Source organism: Bradyrhizobium neotropicale, assembly GCF_001641695.1.
GTDB lineage: Bacteria > Pseudomonadota > Alphaproteobacteria > Rhizobiales > Xanthobacteraceae > Bradyrhizobium > Bradyrhizobium neotropicale.
This window is the reverse complement of sequence record NZ_LSEF01000033.1, coordinates 193,351-214,056: the sequence shown is the minus strand read 5'-3', so window position 1 is coordinate 214,056 and position 20,706 is coordinate 193,351. Positions and strand designations below refer to the sequence as shown.

At 63.0% G+C, this 20,706-nt stretch carries 21 protein-coding genes and 1 pseudogene; 13 read left to right on the top strand and 9 right to left on the bottom strand.

Annotated features, from left to right (window positions below; genetic code table 11):
- Positions 1-60 precede the first annotated feature (60 nt).
- Positions 61-3,177, top strand: a complete 3,117-nt coding sequence (locus AXW67_RS09115; protein WP_063677593.1) for a DEAD/DEAH box helicase — start codon at positions 61-63, stop codon at positions 3,175-3,177.
- Positions 3,178-3,183: 6 nt separating this feature from the next.
- Here the strand turns inward: AXW67_RS09115 and AXW67_RS09110 are convergent, their stop codons facing one another.
- Positions 3,184-3,705, bottom strand: a complete 522-nt coding sequence (locus AXW67_RS09110; RefSeq protein WP_063677592.1) for a GNAT family N-acetyltransferase — start codon at positions 3,703-3,705, stop codon at positions 3,184-3,186.
- A gap of 220 nt (positions 3,706-3,925) precedes the next feature.
- On the opposite strand from AXW67_RS09110, the gene AXW67_RS09105 reads away from it, so the two are divergent.
- The 6 genes from AXW67_RS09105 (at position 3,926) to AXW67_RS09080 (ending at position 11,575) form a co-directional block, all read left to right on the top strand.
- The gene (locus AXW67_RS09105; protein WP_347336748.1) at positions 3,926-4,969 is read left to right on the top strand and encodes an AI-2E family transporter; all 1,044 of its coding nucleotides are present in this window, start codon (positions 3,926-3,928) and stop codon (positions 4,967-4,969) included.
- A gap of 65 nt (positions 4,970-5,034) precedes the next feature.
- Complete coding sequence (locus AXW67_RS09100; RefSeq protein ID WP_063677590.1) at positions 5,035-7,269, top strand: DUF3141 domain-containing protein; 2,235 nt, start codon at positions 5,035-5,037, stop codon at positions 7,267-7,269.
- A 29-nt stretch (positions 7,270-7,298) separates the two neighbouring features.
- Positions 7,299-8,261, top strand: a complete 963-nt coding sequence (locus AXW67_RS09095) for a phosphate acetyltransferase (protein ID WP_063677589.1) — start codon at positions 7,299-7,301, stop codon at positions 8,259-8,261.
- A 5-nt stretch (positions 8,262-8,266) separates the two neighbouring features.
- Positions 8,267-9,481, top strand: a complete 1,215-nt coding sequence (locus AXW67_RS09090; RefSeq protein ID WP_063677588.1) for an acetate/propionate family kinase — start codon at positions 8,267-8,269, stop codon at positions 9,479-9,481.
- Entirely contained in the window at positions 9,478-10,266 is a 789-nt protein-coding gene (gene fabI, locus AXW67_RS09085; RefSeq protein WP_063677587.1) for an enoyl-ACP reductase FabI, read from the top strand. The genes AXW67_RS09090 and fabI overlap by 4 nt, the downstream gene beginning before the upstream one ends.
- 325 nt (positions 10,267-10,591) lie before the next feature.
- Positions 10,592-11,575 (top strand): ABC transporter substrate-binding protein, encoded by a 984-nt coding sequence (locus AXW67_RS09080; protein ID WP_063677586.1) that lies wholly within the window; start codon positions 10,592-10,594, stop codon positions 11,573-11,575.
- A 150-nt stretch (positions 11,576-11,725) separates the two neighbouring features.
- Here AXW67_RS09080 and AXW67_RS09075 read toward each other — a convergent pair whose 3' ends face one another.
- From AXW67_RS09075 to AXW67_RS41710, 6 genes are all read right to left on the bottom strand, one after another.
- Positions 11,726-13,522: a flavin-containing monooxygenase gene (locus tag AXW67_RS09075; RefSeq protein ID WP_063677585.1), complete on the bottom strand. Its 1,797-nt coding sequence runs from the start codon at positions 13,520-13,522 to the stop codon at positions 11,726-11,728.
- Between the two features lie 333 nt (positions 13,523-13,855).
- A complete protein-coding gene (locus tag AXW67_RS09070; protein ID WP_063677584.1) occupies positions 13,856-14,314 on the bottom strand; it encodes a MaoC family dehydratase in 459 nt (152 codons plus the stop codon).
- A 10-nt stretch (positions 14,315-14,324) separates the two neighbouring features.
- The gene (locus AXW67_RS09065; protein WP_027551203.1) at positions 14,325-14,975 is read right to left on the bottom strand and encodes a 3-oxoacid CoA-transferase subunit B; all 651 of its coding nucleotides are present in this window, start codon (positions 14,973-14,975) and stop codon (positions 14,325-14,327) included.
- A 4-nt stretch (positions 14,976-14,979) separates the two neighbouring features.
- On the bottom strand, positions 14,980-15,627 hold the full coding sequence (locus tag AXW67_RS09060) for a CoA transferase subunit A (RefSeq protein WP_063677640.1): 648 nt from the start codon (positions 15,625-15,627) through the stop codon (positions 14,980-14,982).
- 93 nt (positions 15,628-15,720) lie between these two features.
- Positions 15,721-16,317 carry a hypothetical protein gene (locus tag AXW67_RS09055; RefSeq protein WP_063677583.1) on the bottom strand — a complete coding sequence of 199 codons (597 nt, stop codon included), beginning with the start codon at positions 16,315-16,317 and terminating at the stop codon, positions 15,721-15,723.
- Entirely contained in the window at positions 16,314-16,481 is a 168-nt protein-coding gene (locus AXW67_RS41710) for a hypothetical protein (protein ID WP_245315497.1), read from the bottom strand. The genes AXW67_RS09055 and AXW67_RS41710 overlap by 4 nt, the downstream gene beginning before the upstream one ends.
- 109 nt (positions 16,482-16,590) lie before the next feature.
- Between AXW67_RS41710 and AXW67_RS09050 the strand changes: the two are divergent.
- From AXW67_RS09050 to AXW67_RS09040, 4 genes and pseudogenes are all read left to right on the top strand, one after another.
- Positions 16,591-16,770, top strand: a pseudogene (locus tag AXW67_RS09050) (alpha/beta fold hydrolase); the annotation flags it as partial.
- A 27-nt stretch (positions 16,771-16,797) separates the two neighbouring features.
- A complete protein-coding gene (locus AXW67_RS09045; RefSeq protein WP_063677581.1) occupies positions 16,798-17,148 on the top strand; it encodes a phasin in 351 nt (116 codons plus the stop codon).
- 89 nt (positions 17,149-17,237) lie between these two features.
- Positions 17,238-17,414 carry a hypothetical protein gene (locus AXW67_RS43100; RefSeq protein ID WP_198024675.1) on the top strand — a complete coding sequence of 59 codons (177 nt, stop codon included), beginning with the start codon at positions 17,238-17,240 and terminating at the stop codon, positions 17,412-17,414.
- 17 nt (positions 17,415-17,431) lie between these two features.
- Positions 17,432-17,887 carry a potassium channel family protein gene (locus tag AXW67_RS09040; RefSeq protein ID WP_063677580.1) on the top strand — a complete coding sequence of 152 codons (456 nt, stop codon included), beginning with the start codon at positions 17,432-17,434 and terminating at the stop codon, positions 17,885-17,887.
- Positions 17,888-17,911: 24 nt separating this feature from the next.
- On the opposite strand, the gene AXW67_RS09035 is transcribed toward AXW67_RS09040, so the two are convergent.
- A complete protein-coding gene (locus AXW67_RS09035) occupies positions 17,912-18,595 on the bottom strand; it encodes a helix-turn-helix domain-containing protein (protein WP_063677579.1) in 684 nt (227 codons plus the stop codon).
- A 279-nt stretch (positions 18,596-18,874) separates the two neighbouring features.
- Here AXW67_RS09035 and AXW67_RS09030 point away from each other — a divergent pair, with 279 nt between their 5' ends.
- A complete protein-coding gene (locus AXW67_RS09030) occupies positions 18,875-19,531 on the top strand; it encodes a response regulator transcription factor (RefSeq protein WP_082907838.1) in 657 nt (218 codons plus the stop codon).
- Between the two features lie 197 nt (positions 19,532-19,728).
- Positions 19,729-20,097, top strand: coding sequence for a response regulator transcription factor (locus AXW67_RS09025; protein ID WP_082907837.1), 369 nt, complete (start codon positions 19,729-19,731; stop codon positions 20,095-20,097).
- A 15-nt stretch (positions 20,098-20,112) separates the two neighbouring features.
- Here the strand turns inward: AXW67_RS09025 and AXW67_RS09020 are convergent, their stop codons facing one another.
- Positions 20,113-20,697: an invasion associated locus B family protein gene (locus AXW67_RS09020; RefSeq protein WP_063677578.1), complete on the bottom strand. Its 585-nt coding sequence runs from the start codon at positions 20,695-20,697 to the stop codon at positions 20,113-20,115.
- Between the last annotated feature and the right edge of the window lie 9 nt (positions 20,698-20,706).

Here is a 20,706-nt window from a genome sequence, read left to right as displayed (position 1 = left end):
GCAACGACGCGAAAGAAGTCATCACCTCGGACTGCGATCTCCTCGTCATCTCCCCTCGGGATGCTGAGCCTCCATCTGCTTGGTCAGTGGGAGAAGTCGGGGCGCAAAGGCGTCGTGTTCTTGGCTGAAAACGAGAGCAAGGCGGAGCGGCTTGGGGCAATCATTCATGCCCTCGACGCCTCGTGCGGTGTCCTGGTTCTTCCGAGACTGGACACGCTGCCGTTCGATCAAATGGAGCCGTCGCACGAAATCGCAGGTCGACGAAGCTCGGTCTTGAGGCGGCTTGCGAAGCCCGAGGAACCCATCCTGCTCGTAGCCACGGCAGAGGCCGTGATGGAGCGTCTGCCGGCGCCGGCGAGTTGGTCTCGGCTGAATCTCCGTCTGAAGGTGGGCGCCGAGTTTTCCGAGAAGGATCTCCGGGCGCGGCTCGAAGCGCTCGGATACGAGCTTGATGACGATGTCCGCTATGCCGGCGACGTGCTGTTTCACGGCCAGACATTCGAGATATTTCCCGCCGGAGCCCTCGGTCCATTCAGAGTAGAGCATTCCGGCCGGACGATACGTCGGATTGTGGCATTCGACCCGGTCGAGCATCACATCGTTTTCGAGACCAAGGAGCTGCTCGTCGACCCGATGTCGGAGCGGATCACGCTCGGAAACGGACGCGGAAAACGTTCGACCCTGTTCGACTATTGCGGCCCAGCCAAGTGGATTGCGGATGCCGGCGTTCCTGCTCACGCCGACAATTGGCTGAGCACGATCGAAGAGGCGGCTGGTCGCGCGGACAGGGAGCGCGCCTATCTTGGACGGCGCGAATGGAAGGATGCGACCAAGCGCATGGACGTTCTGCCTCGACAGGCTCCGTTCCGTACCGTTCCGGACTTTTCCAAAGCCGCATCGCCGAGAAAGGCGCTCCGCGCATTCGTCGACGAGGTGCAAAGCGCCGGCTCGCGGCTGGTATTTGTCGCGGCGCAGGAGGATGACCTGCGCGCGATCGAACGAATGAGCGGGGTCAAGGCGGAGCGCTTTGCGGGTTGGCGTGAGGCGACGGCCGGACGCAATCGAGAAGCCGCGCTTCTTGCCGGCTTCGACTCCGGCTTTGTCGTGCCTGACGGTAAACCTCTTGTCGTCGTTACGGCTTCGGACGCGCTCGGCAGCAAGGCGCATCACGCGCAGCCTTTGGCGAGAACCTGGAGCGCGGCTTTCGACCACGCAGATGTACCGGAGCAGGGGACAGTGGTCGTTCATCTGCAGCGGGGACTGGCCTTGCTCGATGGATTGCAGACCGTGGCGACCGGAGGCGGATCATCGCGAGAAATGGTCAGGCTCCTGTTTGCGGGCGACAATGCCGTCCTGGTCCCACCCGCGGACCTGGCATTGATCTGGCCATACGCATCGGAGCGCGGCGATCTGACGCTGGACAAGGCGGACGGCAGTACATGGTTTGCGCGCCGTACGGAGGCGGGGCACGAAATTCAGATTGCGGGCAGGCAACTCTCCAAACATATCAGCCAGCGTCGCCGCCGGCGGGCTCCGAAACTCGTCCCGCCGGGCCATCTTTATGAGAGGTTCGTCGCACGCTTTCCGTTCTTCACGACGGTCGATCAGGCGAAAGCCATTCGCGATGTCCTGGATGATCTTGCGTCCGGTCATCCGATGGATCGGGTCATTTGCGGCGACGTCGGATTCGGCAAGACCGAGGTGGCTTTGCGGGCGGCGGCTGCCGTCGTGCTGTCGGGAAAGCAGGTCGCGATCGCGGTGCCGACGACGGTTCTGGCACGGCAGCATGTGGCGACGTTCCGCAAGCGGTTTGCTTCCATCGATATCGAAGTGGGGAGCTTGTCACGCGCCACATCGAGCGCGGAAGTCAGGGTGGCAAAGGAGGGGCTGAAGAGCGGAAGATTGAAGGTCGTGGTCGGGACCCAGGCTCTTGCCTCGAAGGACGTGAAGTTCCGCGATCTCGGCCTGGTCATCATCGACGAGGAGCAGCATTTTGGCGCGGCTGAGAAGGCAAAGCTTTCCGGTCTCGCCAAGGGTGTCCATACCCTTTGGATGAGTGCCACGCCGATACCGCGGACTCTCGCGGCGGGTCTTGCGGGCTTCAGGGATCTCAGCGTCATTGCCTCTCCGCCCGCTCACCGGCTTCCGGTCGCCACGAGAATTGCGCCGCTCTCCGATGCTGCCATCGCCGCGGCGTTGCTGCGCGAACAAAGACGCCACGGGCAAAGTTTCCTGATCTGCCCGCGGATTCAGGATCTCGATCCGATGCTGGCGCGCGTGCAGTCGCTGGCCCCGGATCTGCGCATTGTCTGTCTCCATGGCAGGTTGAGCGCGGACGAAATGGACGACCGGATGATGAGCTTCGTCGAAGGCGAGGCGGACGTTCTGCTCGCGACCAATATCGTGGAGAGCGGTCTGGATATCCCGCGCGCAAATACGATCGTGGTGTGCTGGCCCGAAAGGTTCGGCCTTGCGCAGCTCCATCAACTGAGGGGAAGGGTGGGGCGCGGCGGCATACGCGCGTTTGCGTATTTGCTCACCGAGTCGGATGCGGCGCGATCCGAGAAGCGGCTCGCGGTTCTGGAGGAGTTCAGCAGGCCTGGTGCGGGTTTTGCGATCAGCGCACGCGACCTGGACCTCAGAGGCGCGGGAGATCTGCTCTCGGAGCGGCAGTCCGGCCATGTGCAGGTGTTCGGACCCGTGCTCTACAGCCATCTCCTGAAATTGGCCTCGGAGAAGGCCGACGACAGGACGGCCGACCTGTGGGTACCCGATCTCAATCTTCCAATCGCCGACATGTTGCCGGCAGACTACGTGCAATCGGAGGCGGTCCGGCTGGAAATCTACGCCCGCGCCTCGCGGTGCCGAAGCGAGGATGAGCTGGACGACCTTGAGGAGGAGACCCTCCGTCGCTTCGGAAAATTGCCGCCGGCGGCGCTCGATTTCTTCGCGGCGGCAAAGCTCAGGATCGATTGCAGGCGAAGAGGGGTCATAAGGCTGGATGTCGGATCGGAAGCGGTCGCTGCGACATTCCTTCCGGGACGGCTGCGAAAGCCCAAGGCGAAGTCAAAGGCGCGGCCGCTGCATCGTGACGGCGATCGGGTCGTTTATGCCGACAATGGATCCGATGGACCGCTTGCAAAAGTCGAGAGCCTTTTCGATGTCCTGGACGAATGAGAGCAATCAGGAGAGCGCCAACACCAGCTGAATCGTGTGCGGGTCCAGCCTCGCCGCGGGCCTGAAGCCGAGCTTGGCGAACACGCGGCGCATCGCGGCATTCTCCGACAGCACTTCCGCCGTCAATTCCGTCAGCCCGGCCTCGCGCGCGAGGGCGATGAGGTGACGCGCGAGCATCGCGCCGATGCCGCGCCCCTGCCAGGCGTCGATCACGACGAAAGCCATTTCGGCCTCGCCGGGCGCGGAGACGATATAGCGGCCGCCGCCGACGATGAGGCTCCGGCCTGCATCCTCCACGCAGGCGACCAGCGCCACGTGGTTCTCGAAGTCGACCTTCATGAAAAAGGCGCGTTCGTTCTCGGAGAAATGGCGCTTTTGCACGAAGAAGCGGCGCTGGAGCGATTGCGCGCTGGTGTGGTCGAGTGCGGTCAGCATGTCGCCCTCGTCTTCGGGATGGAGTGCCCGGATCTCGACCGACCTCCCGTCGCGCAGCTGCTCCTGTCGCGTGTAGCTCGCCAAGTCCTGCATGCGGTGGCCTCGCTGCGATCCTTCGATGGGCGAAACACCATGATCTGTGCCCGCATTGGCCGATCAGGCCTTTAGGCCGCAACGCCCAGCTTGATCTGGATCAAGCCTTCCGCGCCAGATGAGCGGCTACGCTTGGCGAGAGCGGCCACACCTCGAGAGACAGGCACCAAGCTTGAAGACACTGCGCCAGCTCCTGTCCACGGACGAGATCATTCAGCTCGTGATCCGGCTTGGATTGCTGGCGCTGCTGGTCCTTTGGAGCTTCCTGATCATCAAGCCCTTCGTGACGATCCTGACCTGGAGCGCGATCCTGGCGGTGGCCTTCTATCCGGTGTTCAGCTGGCTCGCCAAATGCCTCGGCGGCCGTCCCCGGATCGCTGCGGCCATCCTCACCCTGGTCACGCTCGGCATCGTCATTGGTCCTGCAACCTGGCTCGGCCTCAGCGCCGTCGAAGGCATCAAGGATCTTGCAAGCCAGATCGGAGCCGGCGATCTCAGGCTCCGGACCGCGCCTGAGCAGATCAAGGGCTGGCCGCTGATCGGACCATGGCTCTACGATTTCTGGAATCAGGCCTACACCAACATCCGCGCGGCGCTGCGCGAGGTGGCGCCGTACCTGAAGCCGCTCGCCGGGATGATGCTGTCGTTCGCCGGCGATGCCGGCATCGGCACGCTCCAGTTCCTGCTGTCGGTGCTCGTTGCCGGTTTCCTGTTCCCGTACGGGCCGCAGCTGGTCGACGCGATCCGCGGCTTCCTGATCCGTATCGTGCCGGAGCAGAGCGAGCATTTTCTGGAGCTTGCGGGCGCGACCATCCGTGCGGTGTCACAGGGCATAATCGGCGTCGCCATCGTGCAGGCGCTCCTGGCCGGGATCGGCTTCAAGCTCGCAGGCATCCCGAGCGCGGGCCTGCTCGCCATCATCGTGCTGTTGCTGTCGATCGTCCAGATCGGAGCCACCATCGTCATTCTTCCCGTGGTGATCTGGATCTGGATGGACAAGGACGTCGGTACGGCGTTGCTACTGACCGTGTTCCTAGTCTTCGTCGGTCTCCTCGACAACATCCTGAAACCGCTCGTCATGGGCCGCGGCCTGACCACGCCGACGCTGGTCATCCTGATCGGGGTGATCGGCGGAACACTTGCACATGGGATCATCGGTCTTTTCATTGGGCCAATCATCCTGTCGGTCGCCTGGGAACTGGCGGCAGCCTGGATCCGCATCGATCGCGCCGCGCCGGCCTCGAACGTCGTCGCCGACCGTTGACCTATGTCAACGTCGGCGACCGCCGGGCTCCTTGAATAGGCGTGCGGGCGACGGCGAGGTCGGACATGTCGATGGAAAATATGAAACTGCCGGGCGGCCCAATGTCGGGTCTGGTCTCCTCCGCCGTGGAATACATGGTCGATGCGGGACAGCGCAGCGTCCTGTTCCTGGACATCATGCGCCAGCGCGGCGACCAGTACCGCGAGCACGTCGCGCAGACTGCGCCGCATGTGCTGCAATATGCCGCCGAATTGATCATGGACGGCCGCAAGCTGGACGAGCCGGTCAATTACGCGCTGGTACGCATCGTTCCACCCAAGGGCGTCGAGATCGACATGAGCCGGCGGCCATTCGTCGTGGTCGATCCGCGCGCCGGTCACGGACCGGGCATCGGCGGCTTCAAGGCGGACAGCGAGATCGGCGTCGCGATGCAGGCGGGCCATCCCTGCTATTTCATCGGCTTCCTGCCCGAGCCCATGCCCGGCCAGACCATCGAGCGCGTCGCGCGCGCGGAAGCCAAGTTCATCGAGACGGTCGTCAGCCGCCACCCCGATGCCGACGGCAAGCCCTGCGTGATCGGCAATTGCCAGGCCGGCTGGGCCATCATGATCCTGGCCTCACTGCGGCCAGAACTGTTCGGCCCCCTGATCATCGCCGGTGCGCCGCTCGCATATTGGGCAGGCGTGCACGGCAAATATCCGATGCGCTATTCGGGCGGGCTTCTGGGCGGAAGCTGGCTCACGGCCCTCGCGAGCGACCTCGGCGCCGGCAAGTTCGACGGCGCCTGGCTGGTGCAGAATTTTGAAAACCAGAACCCGTCCAACACGCTCTGGAGCAAGCAATATAACGTCTATTCCAAGGTCGACACCGAGGCCGAGCGCTACCTCGACTTCGAGCGCTGGTGGGGCGGGCACGTCAATCTCAACGCCGAGGAGATCCAGTTCATCGTCGACGAGCTCTTCGTCGGCAACAACCTCGCCGCCGGCAAGATCGAGATGTCCGACGGGCAGAAGGTTGACCTGCGCAACATCCGCTCACCGATCGTGGTGTTCTGTTCCAAGGGCGACAACATCACCCCGCCGCAGCAGGCATTGCATTGGATCCTCGACTGCTACGCCGACGTCGACGAGATCAGGGCCTATGGCCAGACCATCGTCTACACCGTTCACGAAAGCGTCGGCCATCTCGGCATCTTCGTCTCCGGCGGAGTGGCAAAGAAGGAGCATGCGGAATTCTCAGGCAATATCGACCTGATCGACGTGCTGCCGCCGGGGCTCTATGAAGCCATGTTCGAAGCTCGCGGCGCGGAGACGCTCAATGCAGATCTCGCGGCCGGCCAGTGGGTGATGCGCTGCGAGGCCCGGACGCTGGATGATATCCGCGCAATGGGTGGCAACTCGCCCGAGGATGAGCGGCGCTTTGCCGCCGCCAAGCGCATCTCCGAGCTCAATCTCGCCGCCTACCGGAAGTTCATGCAGCCCTGGGTCAAGGGCATGGTGACGCCGCAGATGGCGGAATTGGCGCGCCACATGCACCCGCTGCGGCTGCAATATGAGGCCTTCAGCAGCCAGAATCCCTGGATGGCCACCGTCAAGTCTGCCGCCGATGCCGTCGAGGACAACCGCAGGCCCGTCTCAAAGGACAATCCGTTCCTGGCGTTCCAGGAGCAGATATCCAAGCAGATCGTCCACGCGCTTGATAGCTGGCGCGATGCGCAGGAAGCGCTGAGCGAGACCATCTTCCTCAACGTCTACGGCTCGCCGGCGCTCCAGGCCGCCGTCGGGATCGACCCGAACTCGGTGCCGTCGCACGTCCGCGAGATGTCGGCGGAGCACCGCGCCATGCTCGCGAGGCGGATTGCCGAGCTGAAGTCCCGCATCGGCGAGGGCGGGCTTCGCGAAGCGGCGCTTCGGGCGCTGCTCTATGTCGGCTCCGCCCGCGGCATGGTCGACGAGCGAAGCATCGAGGCGCTCCGTCAGGTTCGGCGCGACTATTCCGGTGCCCGGCTGACGCTGTCCGAATTCAAGATGCTGGTGCGCGAGCAGTTCTTCATGCTGCTGCTGGATAAGGAGGGCGCGCTCGCTGCCATTCCCAAACTGCTGCCCGACGACATGAACCAGAGGCGCGCGGCCTTCGCAGCGATGCGGGAGGTGCTTTCGGCGAGCGCAGACATCACCGGCGAGCGCGCCAGGCGTCTGAAGCGCATGGCCGAGCTGTTCGGTCTGGACGGGGAAGGGGAGTTGACGTCGAACGTCGCCCCTTTCGACACCAAGACCGACACCAAGGCAAGGGCGTCGTAACGCGGATTGGCAGGATCGGGAGTCACATCATGTCGGCCGACACGACGCAAGCGCAGCCCGGCAGCAAGTACGACCGTCTGATCGCGGCAGCGAGGGCTGCCCCGCCGATTCCGACCATCGTCGTGCATCCCTGCGACGAGACCTCGCTGCGCGGCGCCGTCGATAGCGCGAGCGCGGGGATCATCCGGCCGGTGCTGGTCGGACCCGAGAGGAAGATCAGAGACGTCGCCGCCAAATTCGATATCGACGTGGCGGGCTTCGACATCGTCGACGCCGCGCATAGCGACGATTCCGCCGCCAAAGGCGTCGAGCTCATTCATGCCGCCAGGGGCGAGCTGCTGATGAAGGGCAGTTTGCACACCGACGAGTTGATGCGCGCCGTGACTGCGAAGGTCGGCGGTCTGCGCACCGACCGGCGCATCAGCCACGTCTTTGTCATGGACGTGCCGGCCTATGCCGAGACCATCTTCGTGACCGACGCCGCCATCAACATCTTCCCGGATCTAGACGCCAAGCGCGACATCATCCAGAACGCGATCGATCTCTACAACCTGGCCGGCTTCGGCAAGGCGCCCCGCGTCGCGATTCTGTCGGCGGTCGAGACTGTGACCACGAAAATTCCATCCACGATCGAAGCCGCTGCCTTGTGCAAGATGGCCGATCGCGGCCAGATCACCGGCGGTATGCTCGATGGGCCCCTGGCGTTCGACAACGCCATCGACCCGGAAGCGGCGCGGATCAAGGGCATCACCTCCGAGGTCGCCGGCCGCGCGCAGATCCTGGTCGTTCCGGACCTCGAGTCCGGCAACATGCTGGCCAAGAACCTCGCCTATTTCGCCAAGGCGGACGGCGCCGGCATCGTGCTCGGTGCAAGGGTGCCGGTCGTCCTGACGTCGCGCGCGGATTCGCCGCGCGCGCGCATGGCTTCCTGCGCGGTTGCTGTGCTCTATGCCCGCGCCCGGCGCCAGAAGGCGCCGACAGTTGCCGCGTGACTGCCATGGACACGATCCTGGTCATCAATGCTGGCTCCTCCAGCGTCAAGTTCCAGGTCTATTCGGTTGAAGGCGACGGGGCGCTTCGCCGGCAGATCAAAGGACAGATGGACGGTATCGGCAGCCGGCCGCGCCTGCGGGCGAGCGACGCGACGGGCGATCCGCTGGCCGATCGCGCCTACCCGATCGAAGCCGTGCCGGACGTTCCGGCCGCGATGGCCGTTGCCGGCGACTGGTTGCGGGACGAACTTCGGGTCATCCCGATCGCGGTCGGCCACCGCGTCGTGCATGGCGGTCCGGACCATGCCCGGCCGGTCCTGATCGACCACGGCGTGGTGTCCCGTCTCGAACGCTTCGTCCCGCTCGCGCCGCTGCATCAGCCGCACAACCTCGCGCCGATCCGCTCGCTGCTGGCGAACTTCCCGACGCTCCCTCAGGTGGCGTGCTTCGACACCGCGTTCCATCGCACGCATGATGCCGTCGCCGATCACTACGCCATCCCGCATCAGCTTCATGCCGAGGGCGTGCGGCGCTACGGCTTCCACGGCCTGTCTTACGAGTATATCGCCAGAACCTTGCCGAGCGTGGCGCCCGACATCGCCAGGCGACGCGTGATCGTCGCTCATCTCGGCAGCGGCGCCTCGATGTGCGCGATAAAGGACGGGCGCAGTATCGAAAGCACCATGGGCTTCACCGCGCTCGACGGCTTGCCGATGGGGACGCGTCCCGGTCAGATCGATCCCGGCGTGGTGCTCTATCTCATGTCGGAAAAGGGAATGTCGGCGGCGAAGGTGCAGGACTTCCTCTACCGCGACTGCGGATTGAAGGGGCTCTCCGGCCTCAGCAACGACATGCGGGAGCTGGAGGCGAGCACGGATCCGCATGCAAAGCTCGCGATTGACTATTTCGTCTACCGGATCGGCCTTAACGCCGGCATGCTGGCGGCTGCCCTGCAGGGCCTGGACGCCTTCGTGTTCACGGCCGGGATCGGCGAGAACTCGGCCTCGATCCGCGCGCGCATCGCGGAGCAGCTCGGATGGCTTGGCGTAGCGCTCGATACTGCCGAGAACGCGCGCCATGCGCGGCTGATCTCCCGGCCCGCCAGCCTCCTCCCCGTCTATGTCGTTCCGACCGACGAGGAGCTGATGATCGCGCAGCACACGCTGTCGCTGCTGATGAACGGCCGATCGACCAACCCAAGACCTGAGAGGGTGTCATGATTCCTGTGTTTCCGGACAGCAAGGTGGCCCTCAAGGGTAAGAAGGGTCTGGTCGTCGGTATCGCCAATGATCAGTCGATCGCCTGGGGCTGCGCCCGGGCATTTCGCGCGCTTGGTGCCGATCTCGCCGTCACCTATCTGAATGACCGCGCCAGGAAGCATGTCGAGCCGCTGGCGCAGGCGCTGGAGGCGCCGATCTTCATGCCGCTGGACGTGATGGTCGAGGGACAGACCGAGGCGGTGTTCGAGCGCATTGCGAAGGAGTGGGGGCAGCTGGACTTCCTGCTTCATTCCATCGCGTTCTCGCCCAAGGATGCACTGCATGGCCGCGTCGTCGATGTCGGCCGCGACGGCTTCCTCAAGACCATGGACGTGTCGTGCTGGTCGTTTCTGCGCATGGCCCATCTGGCCGAGCCGCTGATGAAGAATGGCGGCGCCATGTTCACCATGACCTATTACGGCAGTCAGATGGTCGTGGAGAACTACAACATCATGGGCGTGGCGAAGGCGGCGCTCGAATCGGCCGTCCGTTACGCCGCAGCGGAGCTCGGCCCGAAGGGCATCCGCGTCCACGCGATCTCGCCTGGACCGCTGGCGACTCGCGCGGCGTCAGGCATTCCCGAGTTCGACGAGCTCATGGACAAGGCGCAGTCGAAGGCGCCGGCACGCAGCCTCGTCAGCATCGACGACGTCGGCAATGCCACCGCGTTCCTGGCGCTCGACGGCGCCAAGCTGATGACCGGCGGCGTTCTTTACATCGATGGCGGCTATCACATCATCGATTGAGCGCGAGGCGGCGCATTATCGCGCCGTTGCTGGCAAACTGCGCGGCTTGCTCGGCAGCATTAGAGCGATGGCAGCCTACTCTTGGCCAGTGAGCTCATAGCACACGCTTCGTCCCCACGATCACGTTTGAATCGCAGCTTGGCGGGCAGGCTCAACTTGGCTCGCCAAGGAGAGGCTTTCTGCCTGAAAGCAGACCTATTATGCTCACTCGGAGTTTTGGCGTTGAAGACCCGCAAACGGACATTGCGTTTTGCCCGGTTACATCGTTGGCTTGGCCGTGCTCTAATGCGGTCGGCAGGTCAGCCAAAATCGGCGAGGCGATCGAATGAGACGCCGCGAATTCATGACGCTTCTCGGCGGCACCGCTGCGGCATGGCCGCTTTCCTCGCGTGCGCAACGACGCAAGCCAAACCCGCGCGTCGGCGTTCTCTGGCACGCCGCCAACGCCAAGCAAGAAGAGGAATATCTGGTCGTCCTGACCAAAGCGTTTCACGAGCTTGGTTACGTCGAAGGCAAGAATATCGAGATCGACCACCGTTTTCCTGCCGAGCAACCGGAACGGTTTCGCACGCTTGCGCAGGAACTTGCAGAAAGCAAAGTCGATGTGATCGTCGCGGTGACCGGACTTGGCGCCATGGAAGCCAAACGAGCCACCAACACCATTCCGATCGTACTTGTCGCCGATCCGGATCCGGTCGGTAAGGGGCTTGTCGAGAGTCTCGCGCGCCCTGGTGGCAATGTCACCGGATTTTCACTGATGACCGTTGACCTCACCAGCAAGCGGCTCGAGCTTTTGAAGGAAATCGTTCCGAAGCTAGCCCGCTTGGCCCTCGTGCTCGATCCCCGGGAGCCATCTTCCAAGCCTACCATTATCGCTAACGAAAAAGCGGGCAAAGCTGCGGGATGCTCGACACAAATATTCGAAGTGACCACGGCAGCTGAAATCGACCCGACGTTTTCGGCGATTGCGCGTGAGGGCTTTGACGGCGCATTAGTCATTGGAGCGCCGATGTACAATGAACGGGTGCAAGTGGGCGCATCAGCCACGGCGCACAAGGTGCCGACAATTACAGCCAACGCTGAAGAGGTACCTTACGGCCTGCTGCTATCCTATGGACCGGATTTCCCCGATTATTTTCGTCGGGCGGTCGGCTATGTCGACAGGATCCTGAAAGGCGCAAAGCCCGGCGATCTGCCCATAGAGCAGCCCACGCGTTTCAAACTAGTCGTCAATCTGAAGACGGCCAAGGCCCTCGGTCTCACCGTTCCGCCTTCGCTGCTGGCCACGGCCGACGAAGTCATCGAGTGACGCGGCGGGGGATTCTCCCCTCCCGACATGGCGGATCAAGTCAGCGCTGCCGGCTCGGCGAGACGAGGCGGACATTGCGTTGGCGAGTGCGGAGACCCGGAAGTGGCGTGGGGCTCGCAATCCGCGAGCCCCGCTGTGCACTCGGCAATGTCAGGCCTTGTGATGGACAGTCTGCAGGCCATAGACCGGCGCCGGGATGCTCTCGTAGCGTGCCTTCAACTGCAGGGACAGGAATTGCGAGTAATGTCGCGACTGATGCAGATTGCCGCCGTGGAACCATAGGCCTTCCTGCTGCGTCGGCTTCCACATGTTGCGCTGCTCACCTTCCCATGGGCCAGGGTCCTTTGTCGTATTCGAGCCGAGGCCCCAGACCTTGCCGACCTTGTCGGCCATTTCCCGATTGACGAGATCGGCGACAAAGCCGTTCATCGAGCTGTAGCCGGTGGCATAGACGATCACGTCCGCTGGCAATTCCTCGCCGTTGTCGAGCCTGACGCCGTTGGGCGTGATTTCCTCGACCTGTCCAGCGAACAGTTTGATCTTGCCGTCAATGATAAGCTGCGAGGCGCCGACGTCGATGTAATAGCCCGAGCCGCGGCGCAGATATTTCATGAATAGCCCGGAATCGTCGTCGCCGAAGTCGAGCCTGAAGCCGGCCTTCTCCAGCCCGGCATAGAAAGCGGCGTCATCCTGGCGGATCTTGTCGTAGACCGGCTTCTGAAACTGATTCAATATCCGGTAAGGCAGTGAAGCGAAGATCAGATCGGCCTTTGCCGTCGTCATTCCGCCGCGGACGGCGCGTTCGGAATAAAGATCGCCGATACTCTCCATCAGCGAATCCGAGCGCACAATGTGGGTCGTCGAGCGCTGCACCATCGTCACGTCGATGCCGGCCTCGTACAGCGCAGCGCAGATGTCATGGGCCGAATTGTTCGAGCCGATCACCACCACCTTCTTGCCTTTGTAGCCGCCGGAGCCGGGATGGCGTGAGGAATGGTGTTGCTCGCCCTTGAACGTTTCCATGCCCTTGATGTCCGGCATGTTCGGCTTGGCCGACATGCCGGTCGCGAACACGAGCTGCTTGGGCCGCAGAGTAATCTCCTTGCCATCGCGTTCGACGATGACGGTCCATTCCTTCCTGGAGTCGTCCCAACTGGCGCGTTTGGCCGTGGTGTTGGTCCAGTAGTTCAGCTCCATGACCTTGGTGTACATTTCCAGCCAATCGCCGATCTTGTCCTTGGGCGAGAACACAGGCCAGTTCTTGGGGAAATCGATGTAGGGCAAGTGATCGTACCAGACGGGATCGTGCAGGCAGAGCGACTTGTAGCGATTGCGCCAGGAATCGCCGGCGCGTGCGTTCTTCTCGGCGATGATCGTCGGTACACCGAGCTGGCGCAGCCGCGCCCCGAGCGCAATGCCGCCCTGTCCGCCGCCGATGACAAGCACGTAGGGCTGGGTCTTGAAGCCGAGTTGCTCGACTTCCTCGTCACGCAGTTCCTTCCAGGTCTTGGCGCCCGGATTGACGCCGTGCCTGGCGCCGAGCGGTCGGCTGAAGCCAGCCTTTTCCTCATGGGCCTTCAGTTCGGCCATGGTCGTCAAGAGAGTCCAGATCTGACCATCCTGCAGGCGGATGAGCCCATAACCGCGCGCGACATCGGTCTCGAACGTGATCCAGGATTCGGTCACGCCGCCGGCCTCGGTTGGCGTCTCACCCTCGGCGATTTTCCAATTGTGCGGCTTCACATGCGCGAGGCATTGCGCGAGCATGTCGCGGATCTGATCGCGGCCTTCCATGGTCTTGATGTTCCAGGTGAAGGCAACGAGATCGCGCCAGTAGCATTCCGGAGCGAACATTCCTACGGCGGCGTCGAGATCGCCCGCCGCAAGCGCGGCTTCAAACTTGTCGAGGAAAACCTGGACGCGCGCGCTAAGCGTGGTGTCGAGCATCACTTCCTCCCGGATGTCGTTTGCAATTGTTCTGCGCAGGCGGCGTAACCTTACCCCAACCATCGCGGGAATCCAGACTCGCACGGCAGGGTTCCCGGTCGGCTTCGGCGCCTCTCAGCGCTCGCCTGCAGCAAGGCCACCTTTTTGAGCCGAAGGAGACGCTAGGCAACCCGATCTATGGGCACACGGCCTAGGACACCGGTCAGGACACTTTGGGCTGATCATGGCATCGTGCCGGTGTTTTGCCCGACGTGTCAAACGGTTTGGCTGACTGAAGGCAGCATGCCGACAACCCACGCTACTTTGCATGGGGTTGTTTTCCATATTTTGTGTTCAGCGGTAGTGCAGGGCGATCAGCTCAGCGACACAGGCGGGTTTCTTGCCGCCTTCGATCTCGATGACGAGATGGTAGTTCACGCGCAGGCCGTCCGGTGGCACGTCCTCGGCTTCGGCGACCGTGACGCGGCCGCGCAGCTTCGAGCCCGCCGGCACCGGCGCGAGATATCTGATCCGGTCGGCGCCGTAGTTCAGCGTGTTGCGCAGGCCTTTCAGGCCGATCACCGAGCGGATGAAGAGAGGCGCGAGTGCAAGCGACAGCAGGCCGTGGGCAATGGTCTTGCCGCCCGGCATCTCCTTGCTGGCGCGCTCCTGGTCGACGTGGATCCACTGCCCATCGCAGGTCGCTTCTGCAAACTGGTTGATGCGGTCCTGCGCCACTTCCACCCAATCGCTGACGCCGATCTCGGTGCCAATGGCGGCTTTTATCTCGTCGAAATCGCTGAAGACTCGCATGACGACCTCGTCAGATCCTCATTTCCGGCACGGTGTCGGGAACGTCAAGTTCGGCCTCCGTCACCGCCATGACCTCGCCGACGCTGATGCCGGGCGCAGTTTCCAGCAGCGTCGCCTTGCCATCGGGAAAGCCGATCACGGCCATGTCGGTGACGACCAGGTTCACCGGCCGCGCCGAGGTCAGGGGCAGCGTGCATTTGGCGACGATCTTCGATTTGCCCTTGGCGGCGTGCTGCATGGCGACGATGACGCGCTTGGCGCCGGTGACGAGGTCCATCGCACCGCCCATGCCCGGGACCATCTTGCCGGGGATCATCCAGTTGGCGAGAAGGCCGTGCGCGTCGACCTGGAGGCCGCCGAGCACGGTGATGTCGACATGGCCGCCACGGATCAGGCCGAACGACATCGCGCTGTCGAAGGTGCTGGCGCCAGGAAGCGCGCTGATCGGGCGCCCGCCGGCATCGGTGAGCGTCGGATGAGCCATGCCTTGCTCGGGAATCGGCCCGGTGCCGATCAATCCGTTCTCCGATTGAAAGAACACCTTCAGATCGGACGGAACGTAGTTCGCGACCAGCGTTGGAATGCCAATGCCGAGATTGACGAGATTGCCGTTCTTCAGCTCCTTGGCAACACGTCGGGCGATGATGATCTGCGGATCCATGATCTCACCCGTTCGTAATGAGGTAGTCGACGAGTGGCGCCGGCGTCACGACGTGATCGGGCGCAATGACGCCGACCGGCACGATGTTCTCCGCGGTGACGATGACGGTGTCGGCGGCCATCGCCATGATCGGGTTGAAGTTGCGGGAGGTCAGTGCGTAAGCGAGGTTGCCGAGGTAGTCGGCGAGAAAGGCATGCACCAGCGCGAACTGGGCGCGCAGCGCGGTCTCGAGCAGAAACGGCTTGCCGTCGACCTCGATCTGGCGCTTGCCTTCGGCAACCAGGGTGCCGACACCGGTTGGTGTCAGCACGCCGCCGAGCCCGCAGCCGCCAGCGCGAATACGTTCGACGAAGGTGCCCTGCGGCACGAGATCGACATTGATCTGGTTCGCCAGCATCTGCTGCTGCGCCTTCGGATTGAGCCCGATATGCGTCGCCGTCAGCCGCGACACGAGCGCCGCATCGAACAGCTTGCCGACGCCTTTGCCCGGTATCGCGGCATCGTTGCAGATCAGCGACAGACCGGTCTTCTGCTGCCGCACCACTTCATCGACCAGGCGCTCCGGCGTGCCGACGCCCATGAAGCCGCCGACCATGATGCTCGCGCCGGCCGGGATCATCGCAACGGCTTCTTCGACGGAAACGGCCTTCATGGTCGGAACTCCGGTCGGCGGACGCAGGAATGGCGGTGGATGCAGGTTGGCAGGGTGCAGTCGCGCACCCTTGATCTGCGTCAAGGCTCGACGTCACTCGTCAAAGGCGACACCGACGCTCTGGAGCGTCTCGCGCCAAAGCTTGCGCACCTCGGCGTGGCGCCGCTCCAGGGCGGAATTGACGGCGTCGCGAAATGGGACGAGGTCGGGACCCTTCAGCGACAGGATTTGTGCCTCGAGCAGGCGGCCGCTTTCGAACTCGATGCGGCGCAGCGCCATTGCGAACGGATCCTCGGGATTTGCTTCCGCCGGCAACAATGCTGCCGGCCGGATACCCGCGTGAACGGCGTGGGCGAGCGTTGCAAGACCGATCGCTACCGCGAGAGGCCAGTCCGAAATCTCGTAGACCGGTTGCGGAAACCAGGCGCTTTCCCAGGTCGCGACCATGTAGCCCAGGCCGGGATCAGGCGCCCAGCTCGTCGCGCGCATCAGCAGCGAGACGATTTCGGTCTCGCGGAAGAGCTGCGCGTTCAGCTCGGTCTGCCAGGCGGATTCGAGCCTTGTGGGCAAGGTGAATGCCGACTGCCGCGCTAGGGCACCGTGTGCGGAGATGAGGAATGTGGCGACACGCGTCTGCTGCAACGGCGGCACGCGGCCCTCGGAATCGAGGGGTCCGAAGAACTCGCTCATGTCACCTCCCTCTGGACGGGGATCTCGACCCGCAAGGTCTCGTGCAGCGCGCGCGGCGTCAGGAAGTCGAACTCGCCGTTCAGGATCATGGTCGGCACGGTGATTGACGAGAGCGGCGGCGTCAATGGCTTGAAGTCGAGGAAGGACTCCATCAGGTTAGGCAAACATGGTGATGGCCAATCCTCAACGCAGAGGCTTCCATTGAGCTAAATCAAACGTCCGGAAGGTGCGCCCCCTAGCGTTCGCGCAAAACACCGCCAGGAGGAGTCTGCAATGGTGCTGTGGGGCGAATGGGACGGCTGGATTCCGCCGGCTGATCTTCGCGCCATGGCCGAGGCGATGCCGGACTGCCGCCTCGTCGTCGTGCCCCGCATCGGGCATTCGATGAATCTGGAACCGCCGGCGCTCTATGTCGGTTATTTCGGCGCCTGGTTCGGAGGACTTCCCGCGTAACCGCCAACCCCTGAAGGGAGAGATGTAATGGCAGATATCAATCCGTCCGCAGAGAATGTTCGCGCGATGCTGACCGAGGCGCTCGGCCGCCTGCGCAAGGCCAATGCGGACTATTTCGAGCTGCTGGAGAAGGGCCTCGCCTCTTCGCCGCTGCCGATCGCGGGTCAGGCCAGGGAGCTCTGCAGCTTGATGCAGCGCAATGTCACGGCCAGTTTTGATCTCGGCGAGAAGCTCATTCAAGCCAAGGACGTGCCGGACGCGCTCAAGCTTCAGGCCGAGTTCTTCCAGGACCAGATGCGAGCGATGACCGATCAGGCCAGGACCGTGGGCGAATCGGCGATGAAGGCGGCAGGCGGCATGTTCAGCCCGAAAACCTGAAGGGCTGGCGTGCGGTTGCATGACACCTACGGCAATTGCCCGCAGGACTTTCGCAATTCGCGATCGCAGCAATGCAAGGAGGGTGTGTCATGGCTGAGACGAACAAGCTTTCGGTCGAGAAGGCGCTCAAGAAGCTGCAACGCGATGAACTGCGGGAGTCGGGGACGGAGCAGCGAGACGAGAAGATGGAGGCTATGAAGAGCGAGATCAGGCGCATGAGGGCACAGCGATCGCGCCTTGGGCCACCCTCCGCCAAGCGCGATTGAAGTTCAGGCCAGCCCTTATGCTGCTTCAGTTCCTTGTCGGTACGCTGGTCAGTGTGATCAATATCGGGATCCACGCGCTGGTGACGGTCGTTGCCGTCTGGATCGCTCGCAGCGCCGGCCTGCAGAAAACCGCACGACCCAGATTGCACCTGATGGGCGTGATGGTCGCAACTGCCGCGGTGTTGAAGGTCGCGCACACGCTGGAAATCCTGGTGTGGGCCTCGACGTACGCCATCATCGACGCCGCCGAGCCCGGGAGTGATCTGCTCTATTTTGCCTTCGTCAACTACACCACCCTCGGCTACGGCGATATCGTACCGGTGCGCCAATGGCGGCTCATCGGCCCGCTGACTGCGATGAATGGTGTGCTGCTGTTCGGCTGGTCGGCTGCCATCCTGTTCGAGGTCCTGCGCAAGACACTCGAGCACCTGGGGCTGGCCGAACCGCCGGGCACCAGATCATCCTCGACCTGATGCAACCAACCGTGACTCACTTGTTCAAGGCTGCAGGTCGAGGCTCGCGAGCTGGCGCCGGTCCAAGAGCACGATCTGGCGCTGGGTATTGCCGACGAAGCCGAGGATGCCGAGTTCGTGCAGCCGTGACAGGGCGCGCGAGACAGTCTCCAGCGTCAGGCCGAGATAGTCTGCGATGTCGCGCCGCGACATCGGCAGCGCTATGACCCCGGCCGCGGTCAGCCGCTTGTCCATCTCGAGCAGGAAGGCCGCAACCCGCTCCAGCGAGGTCTTGCGGCCGAGCAGCAGCATGTGATCCTCGGCGTGCTGGAGATTGGTCGTGGTCATGCTGAGCAGGTTCCTGGCGACCATGGCATCGCTCTCCGCCACCAGCTCGAGGCTTTGCCGCCTGACCAGGCGCACCGTGGTATCGACGATCGCCTCCGTCGTGAAGCGGTGCTCGCCGCCGTTCTCGAGTCCGAAGATGTCGCCGACGAGGTGAAATGCGCCGATCTGCCTGCGGCCGTCCGATAGCAGCTTGTAGCTGCGTACCGCGCCGGACCTGACCTGGTAGATATACTCGGCGGGCTCCTTCTCGCCGTAGATCTCGCTGCCTTTCTTGTAGGAAAATTCGCTTAAACTGACGAGCGTATTTGAATCGCTGGTCATGCCGAGATCACGAAGCGAATTGGGGCGCGGTGTGGAATCCGTTGTGATGCGTACGAACATAGCCAACTCCTCAGCTCACCGCCGAATTGGTCCGTCAGACGAAAAATTCTCACAGCTGGGAATGCGCCGCGCCTTCCCACTCCCGCCGGAGGCGATTTACGACTAAGGCGGTATTCTCATCCATTGTCCCAAGGTTCATTGTCCTAAGGGACAGCGGACGTTCCTTCGGGCGTTTGTTGCGCGAAATGAGAAGGTTACCTATGCCGGAATGCAGGCCATTGCTAAGCAGACGTCTTGATTGTCGGATTATCTTGCAAGTATTTTCAGAGTGAGACTTCGATGGTTCTCGGTGGATCCGGCGGGAGGCGAAGCGCGCTAGGCCTCGTTCACGTGGTCGACGACGACGACTCCTTTCGGACGGCGATCGAGCGCCGGCTGAAGCTCGCCGGCTATGACGTTGCGACCTACGCGTCAGCGCAGGACCTGCTGGATGCCGCTCCTGACGACGAGCAGCCGGGATGCATCCTGCTCGACGTGCGGATACCGGGACTCAGCGGTCCCGACCTGCAGAGCCGTCTGATTGAATCGGGCTCGACCCTGCCGATCATCTTCCTGACCGGACACGCCGACACGCCGACCACCGTGCGGGCGATCAAGGCCGGCGCCGAGGATTTCCTGACCAAGCCGATCTCCTCGGAGCAGTTGATCGATGCGATCGAGCGCGCGCTGGCGCGCCAGCATGCGGCGCGCGCGCAGCGCGGCAGGCTCGAATCGTTCCGCGGTCACCTCGCCACGCTGACGCAGCGCGAGCGGCAGGTGTTCGATCTCATCGTGCGCGGTAGAATCAACAAGCAGATCGCGCATGAACTCGGAACGACCGAGCGCACTGTAAAAGCGCACCGCCATCAGGTGATGGAAAAGATGCAGGTTCATTCACTCGCGGAGCTTGTTTCGATCGCGGAGCGGCTCGGAATGCTCGATACGAACGGCCGTTAATTGCTTCGTCGTTGCGATGCAGTTTCCGTGATGTCACTTCCCCAAGGGACAATATGAAAGCGTGTTGACAGTGCACCGCGCGCTGTGCGCAATGCTGTGACAGATATTTTGTCGATGAAAGCAGGACACGGGTATTGCGTATTCCACTGCGGTCACCGGCTTGCAGTTTCGCTCATCTTTCGGGAAGGCCAACAGTCTTGCCGACGCGTGAATCCGTTTTCATCGTCGATGACGATCCGTCCATGCGGACCAGCATGAACAGGCTGCTGCGCGAGCACGGTTTCGCGACCACTCTGTTCGACTCCCCGGGCGCTCTGCTCGATCACGCCAACTTCGAGAAGGCGATCTGCATCGTGCTTGATATCAATCTGGACGGAAGCTCGGGCCTCGATTTGCGGAAAAAGCTGACGGATGCAGGCGTCACCGCGCCGGTCATCTACGTCACCGGCAATGACAGCACGGCAAACCGAGCCGCGGCAATTGCATCCGGCTGTATCGCCTACCTGGTCAAGCCATTCACAGCACAGTCGCTGATCGAGTCAGTCGAGCGCGCAGGCGTCATGTAGCGCTGCAAGGGTCGTTCATTCATCGACATATTGCTCCAGCGTCTTCGCCGGCGCGCCCTTGTGGACGGACGCAAACTGCGACAGGGGGATCGACGTCGTCAGGGCGAGCAGATTGGAATCGACGACCTCGAGGGCCAGCGTCTTCCCGGATTCCATCTCCTTGATGACCTTTGGATCAGCGACGTCCGCCGCAATGCAGGCGTTGGTGGCGCACCAAGTATAAGGCACCCGATGGGACTGCCCTTGATCGACGGTCAGCTTGGCCGGCTGTTGCAGGTACATGCCGACAGGCAGGAACAATTGCAGCCGCGCCGTTGGCGCATCCTCGCGCTCGATCAGGTCCACGCGCACGGCCGTCTGGCCAGTCGGAAACTTGCCGGTGATCGACGTCCGACACAGCGTCGGCGCGCCGCCGGCCTTGAAGCAGAGTTTTTGCCAATCGCCGTAGGTGATGTCCTTGGCCTCGCGCTGGCCGCGCGTTGCGACCTCGGCCGATTTATTGGCTTGTGCGGCCTTTTGCGCGGCAGTACCGGGAGATGCTGCGACAGCGGCAATTGCGAGGACCAGAAGGCCTCCGAGACAATCACGGGTGCTTGGCATGGTTGCGCC

What these genes read in the sequence shown, in the direction of transcription:
- AXW67_RS09115 (WP_063677593.1), top strand. Translation starts at nt 61, where the DNA reads ATGCTGAGCCTCCATCTGCTTGGTCAGTGGGAGAAGTCGGGGCGCAAA.
- AXW67_RS09110 (WP_063677592.1), bottom strand. Translation starts at nt 3,705, where the DNA reads ATGCAGGACTTGGCGAGCTACACGCGACAGGAGCAGCTGCGCGACGGG.
- AXW67_RS09100 (WP_063677590.1), top strand. Translation starts at nt 5,035, where the DNA reads ATGTCGATGGAAAATATGAAACTGCCGGGCGGCCCAATGTCGGGTCTG.
- AXW67_RS09095 (WP_063677589.1), top strand. Translation starts at nt 7,299, where the DNA reads ATGTCGGCCGACACGACGCAAGCGCAGCCCGGCAGCAAGTACGACCGT.
- AXW67_RS09090 (WP_063677588.1), top strand. Translation starts at nt 8,267, where the DNA reads ATGGACACGATCCTGGTCATCAATGCTGGCTCCTCCAGCGTCAAGTTC.
- fabI (WP_063677587.1), top strand. Translation starts at nt 9,478, where the DNA reads ATGATTCCTGTGTTTCCGGACAGCAAGGTGGCCCTCAAGGGTAAGAAG.
- AXW67_RS09080 (WP_063677586.1), top strand. Translation starts at nt 10,592, where the DNA reads ATGAGACGCCGCGAATTCATGACGCTTCTCGGCGGCACCGCTGCGGCA.
- AXW67_RS09075 (WP_063677585.1), bottom strand. Translation starts at nt 13,522, where the DNA reads ATGCTCGACACCACGCTTAGCGCGCGCGTCCAGGTTTTCCTCGACAAG.
- AXW67_RS09070 (WP_063677584.1), bottom strand. Translation starts at nt 14,314, where the DNA reads ATGCGAGTCTTCAGCGATTTCGACGAGATAAAAGCCGCCATTGGCACC.
- AXW67_RS09065 (WP_027551203.1), bottom strand. Translation starts at nt 14,975, where the DNA reads ATGGATCCGCAGATCATCATCGCCCGACGTGTTGCCAAGGAGCTGAAG.
- AXW67_RS09060 (WP_063677640.1), bottom strand. Translation starts at nt 15,627, where the DNA reads ATGAAGGCCGTTTCCGTCGAAGAAGCCGTTGCGATGATCCCGGCCGGC.
- AXW67_RS09055 (WP_063677583.1), bottom strand. Translation starts at nt 16,317, where the DNA reads ATGAGCGAGTTCTTCGGACCCCTCGATTCCGAGGGCCGCGTGCCGCCG.
- AXW67_RS09045 (WP_063677581.1), top strand. Translation starts at nt 16,798, where the DNA reads ATGGCAGATATCAATCCGTCCGCAGAGAATGTTCGCGCGATGCTGACC.
- AXW67_RS43100 (WP_198024675.1), top strand. Translation starts at nt 17,238, where the DNA reads ATGGCTGAGACGAACAAGCTTTCGGTCGAGAAGGCGCTCAAGAAGCTG.
- AXW67_RS09040 (WP_063677580.1), top strand. Translation starts at nt 17,432, where the DNA reads ATGCTGCTTCAGTTCCTTGTCGGTACGCTGGTCAGTGTGATCAATATC.
- AXW67_RS09035 (WP_063677579.1), bottom strand. Translation starts at nt 18,595, where the DNA reads ATGTTCGTACGCATCACAACGGATTCCACACCGCGCCCCAATTCGCTT.
- AXW67_RS09030 (WP_082907838.1), top strand. Translation starts at nt 18,875, where the DNA reads ATGGTTCTCGGTGGATCCGGCGGGAGGCGAAGCGCGCTAGGCCTCGTT.
- AXW67_RS09020 (WP_063677578.1), bottom strand. Translation starts at nt 20,697, where the DNA reads ATGCCAAGCACCCGTGATTGTCTCGGAGGCCTTCTGGTCCTCGCAATT.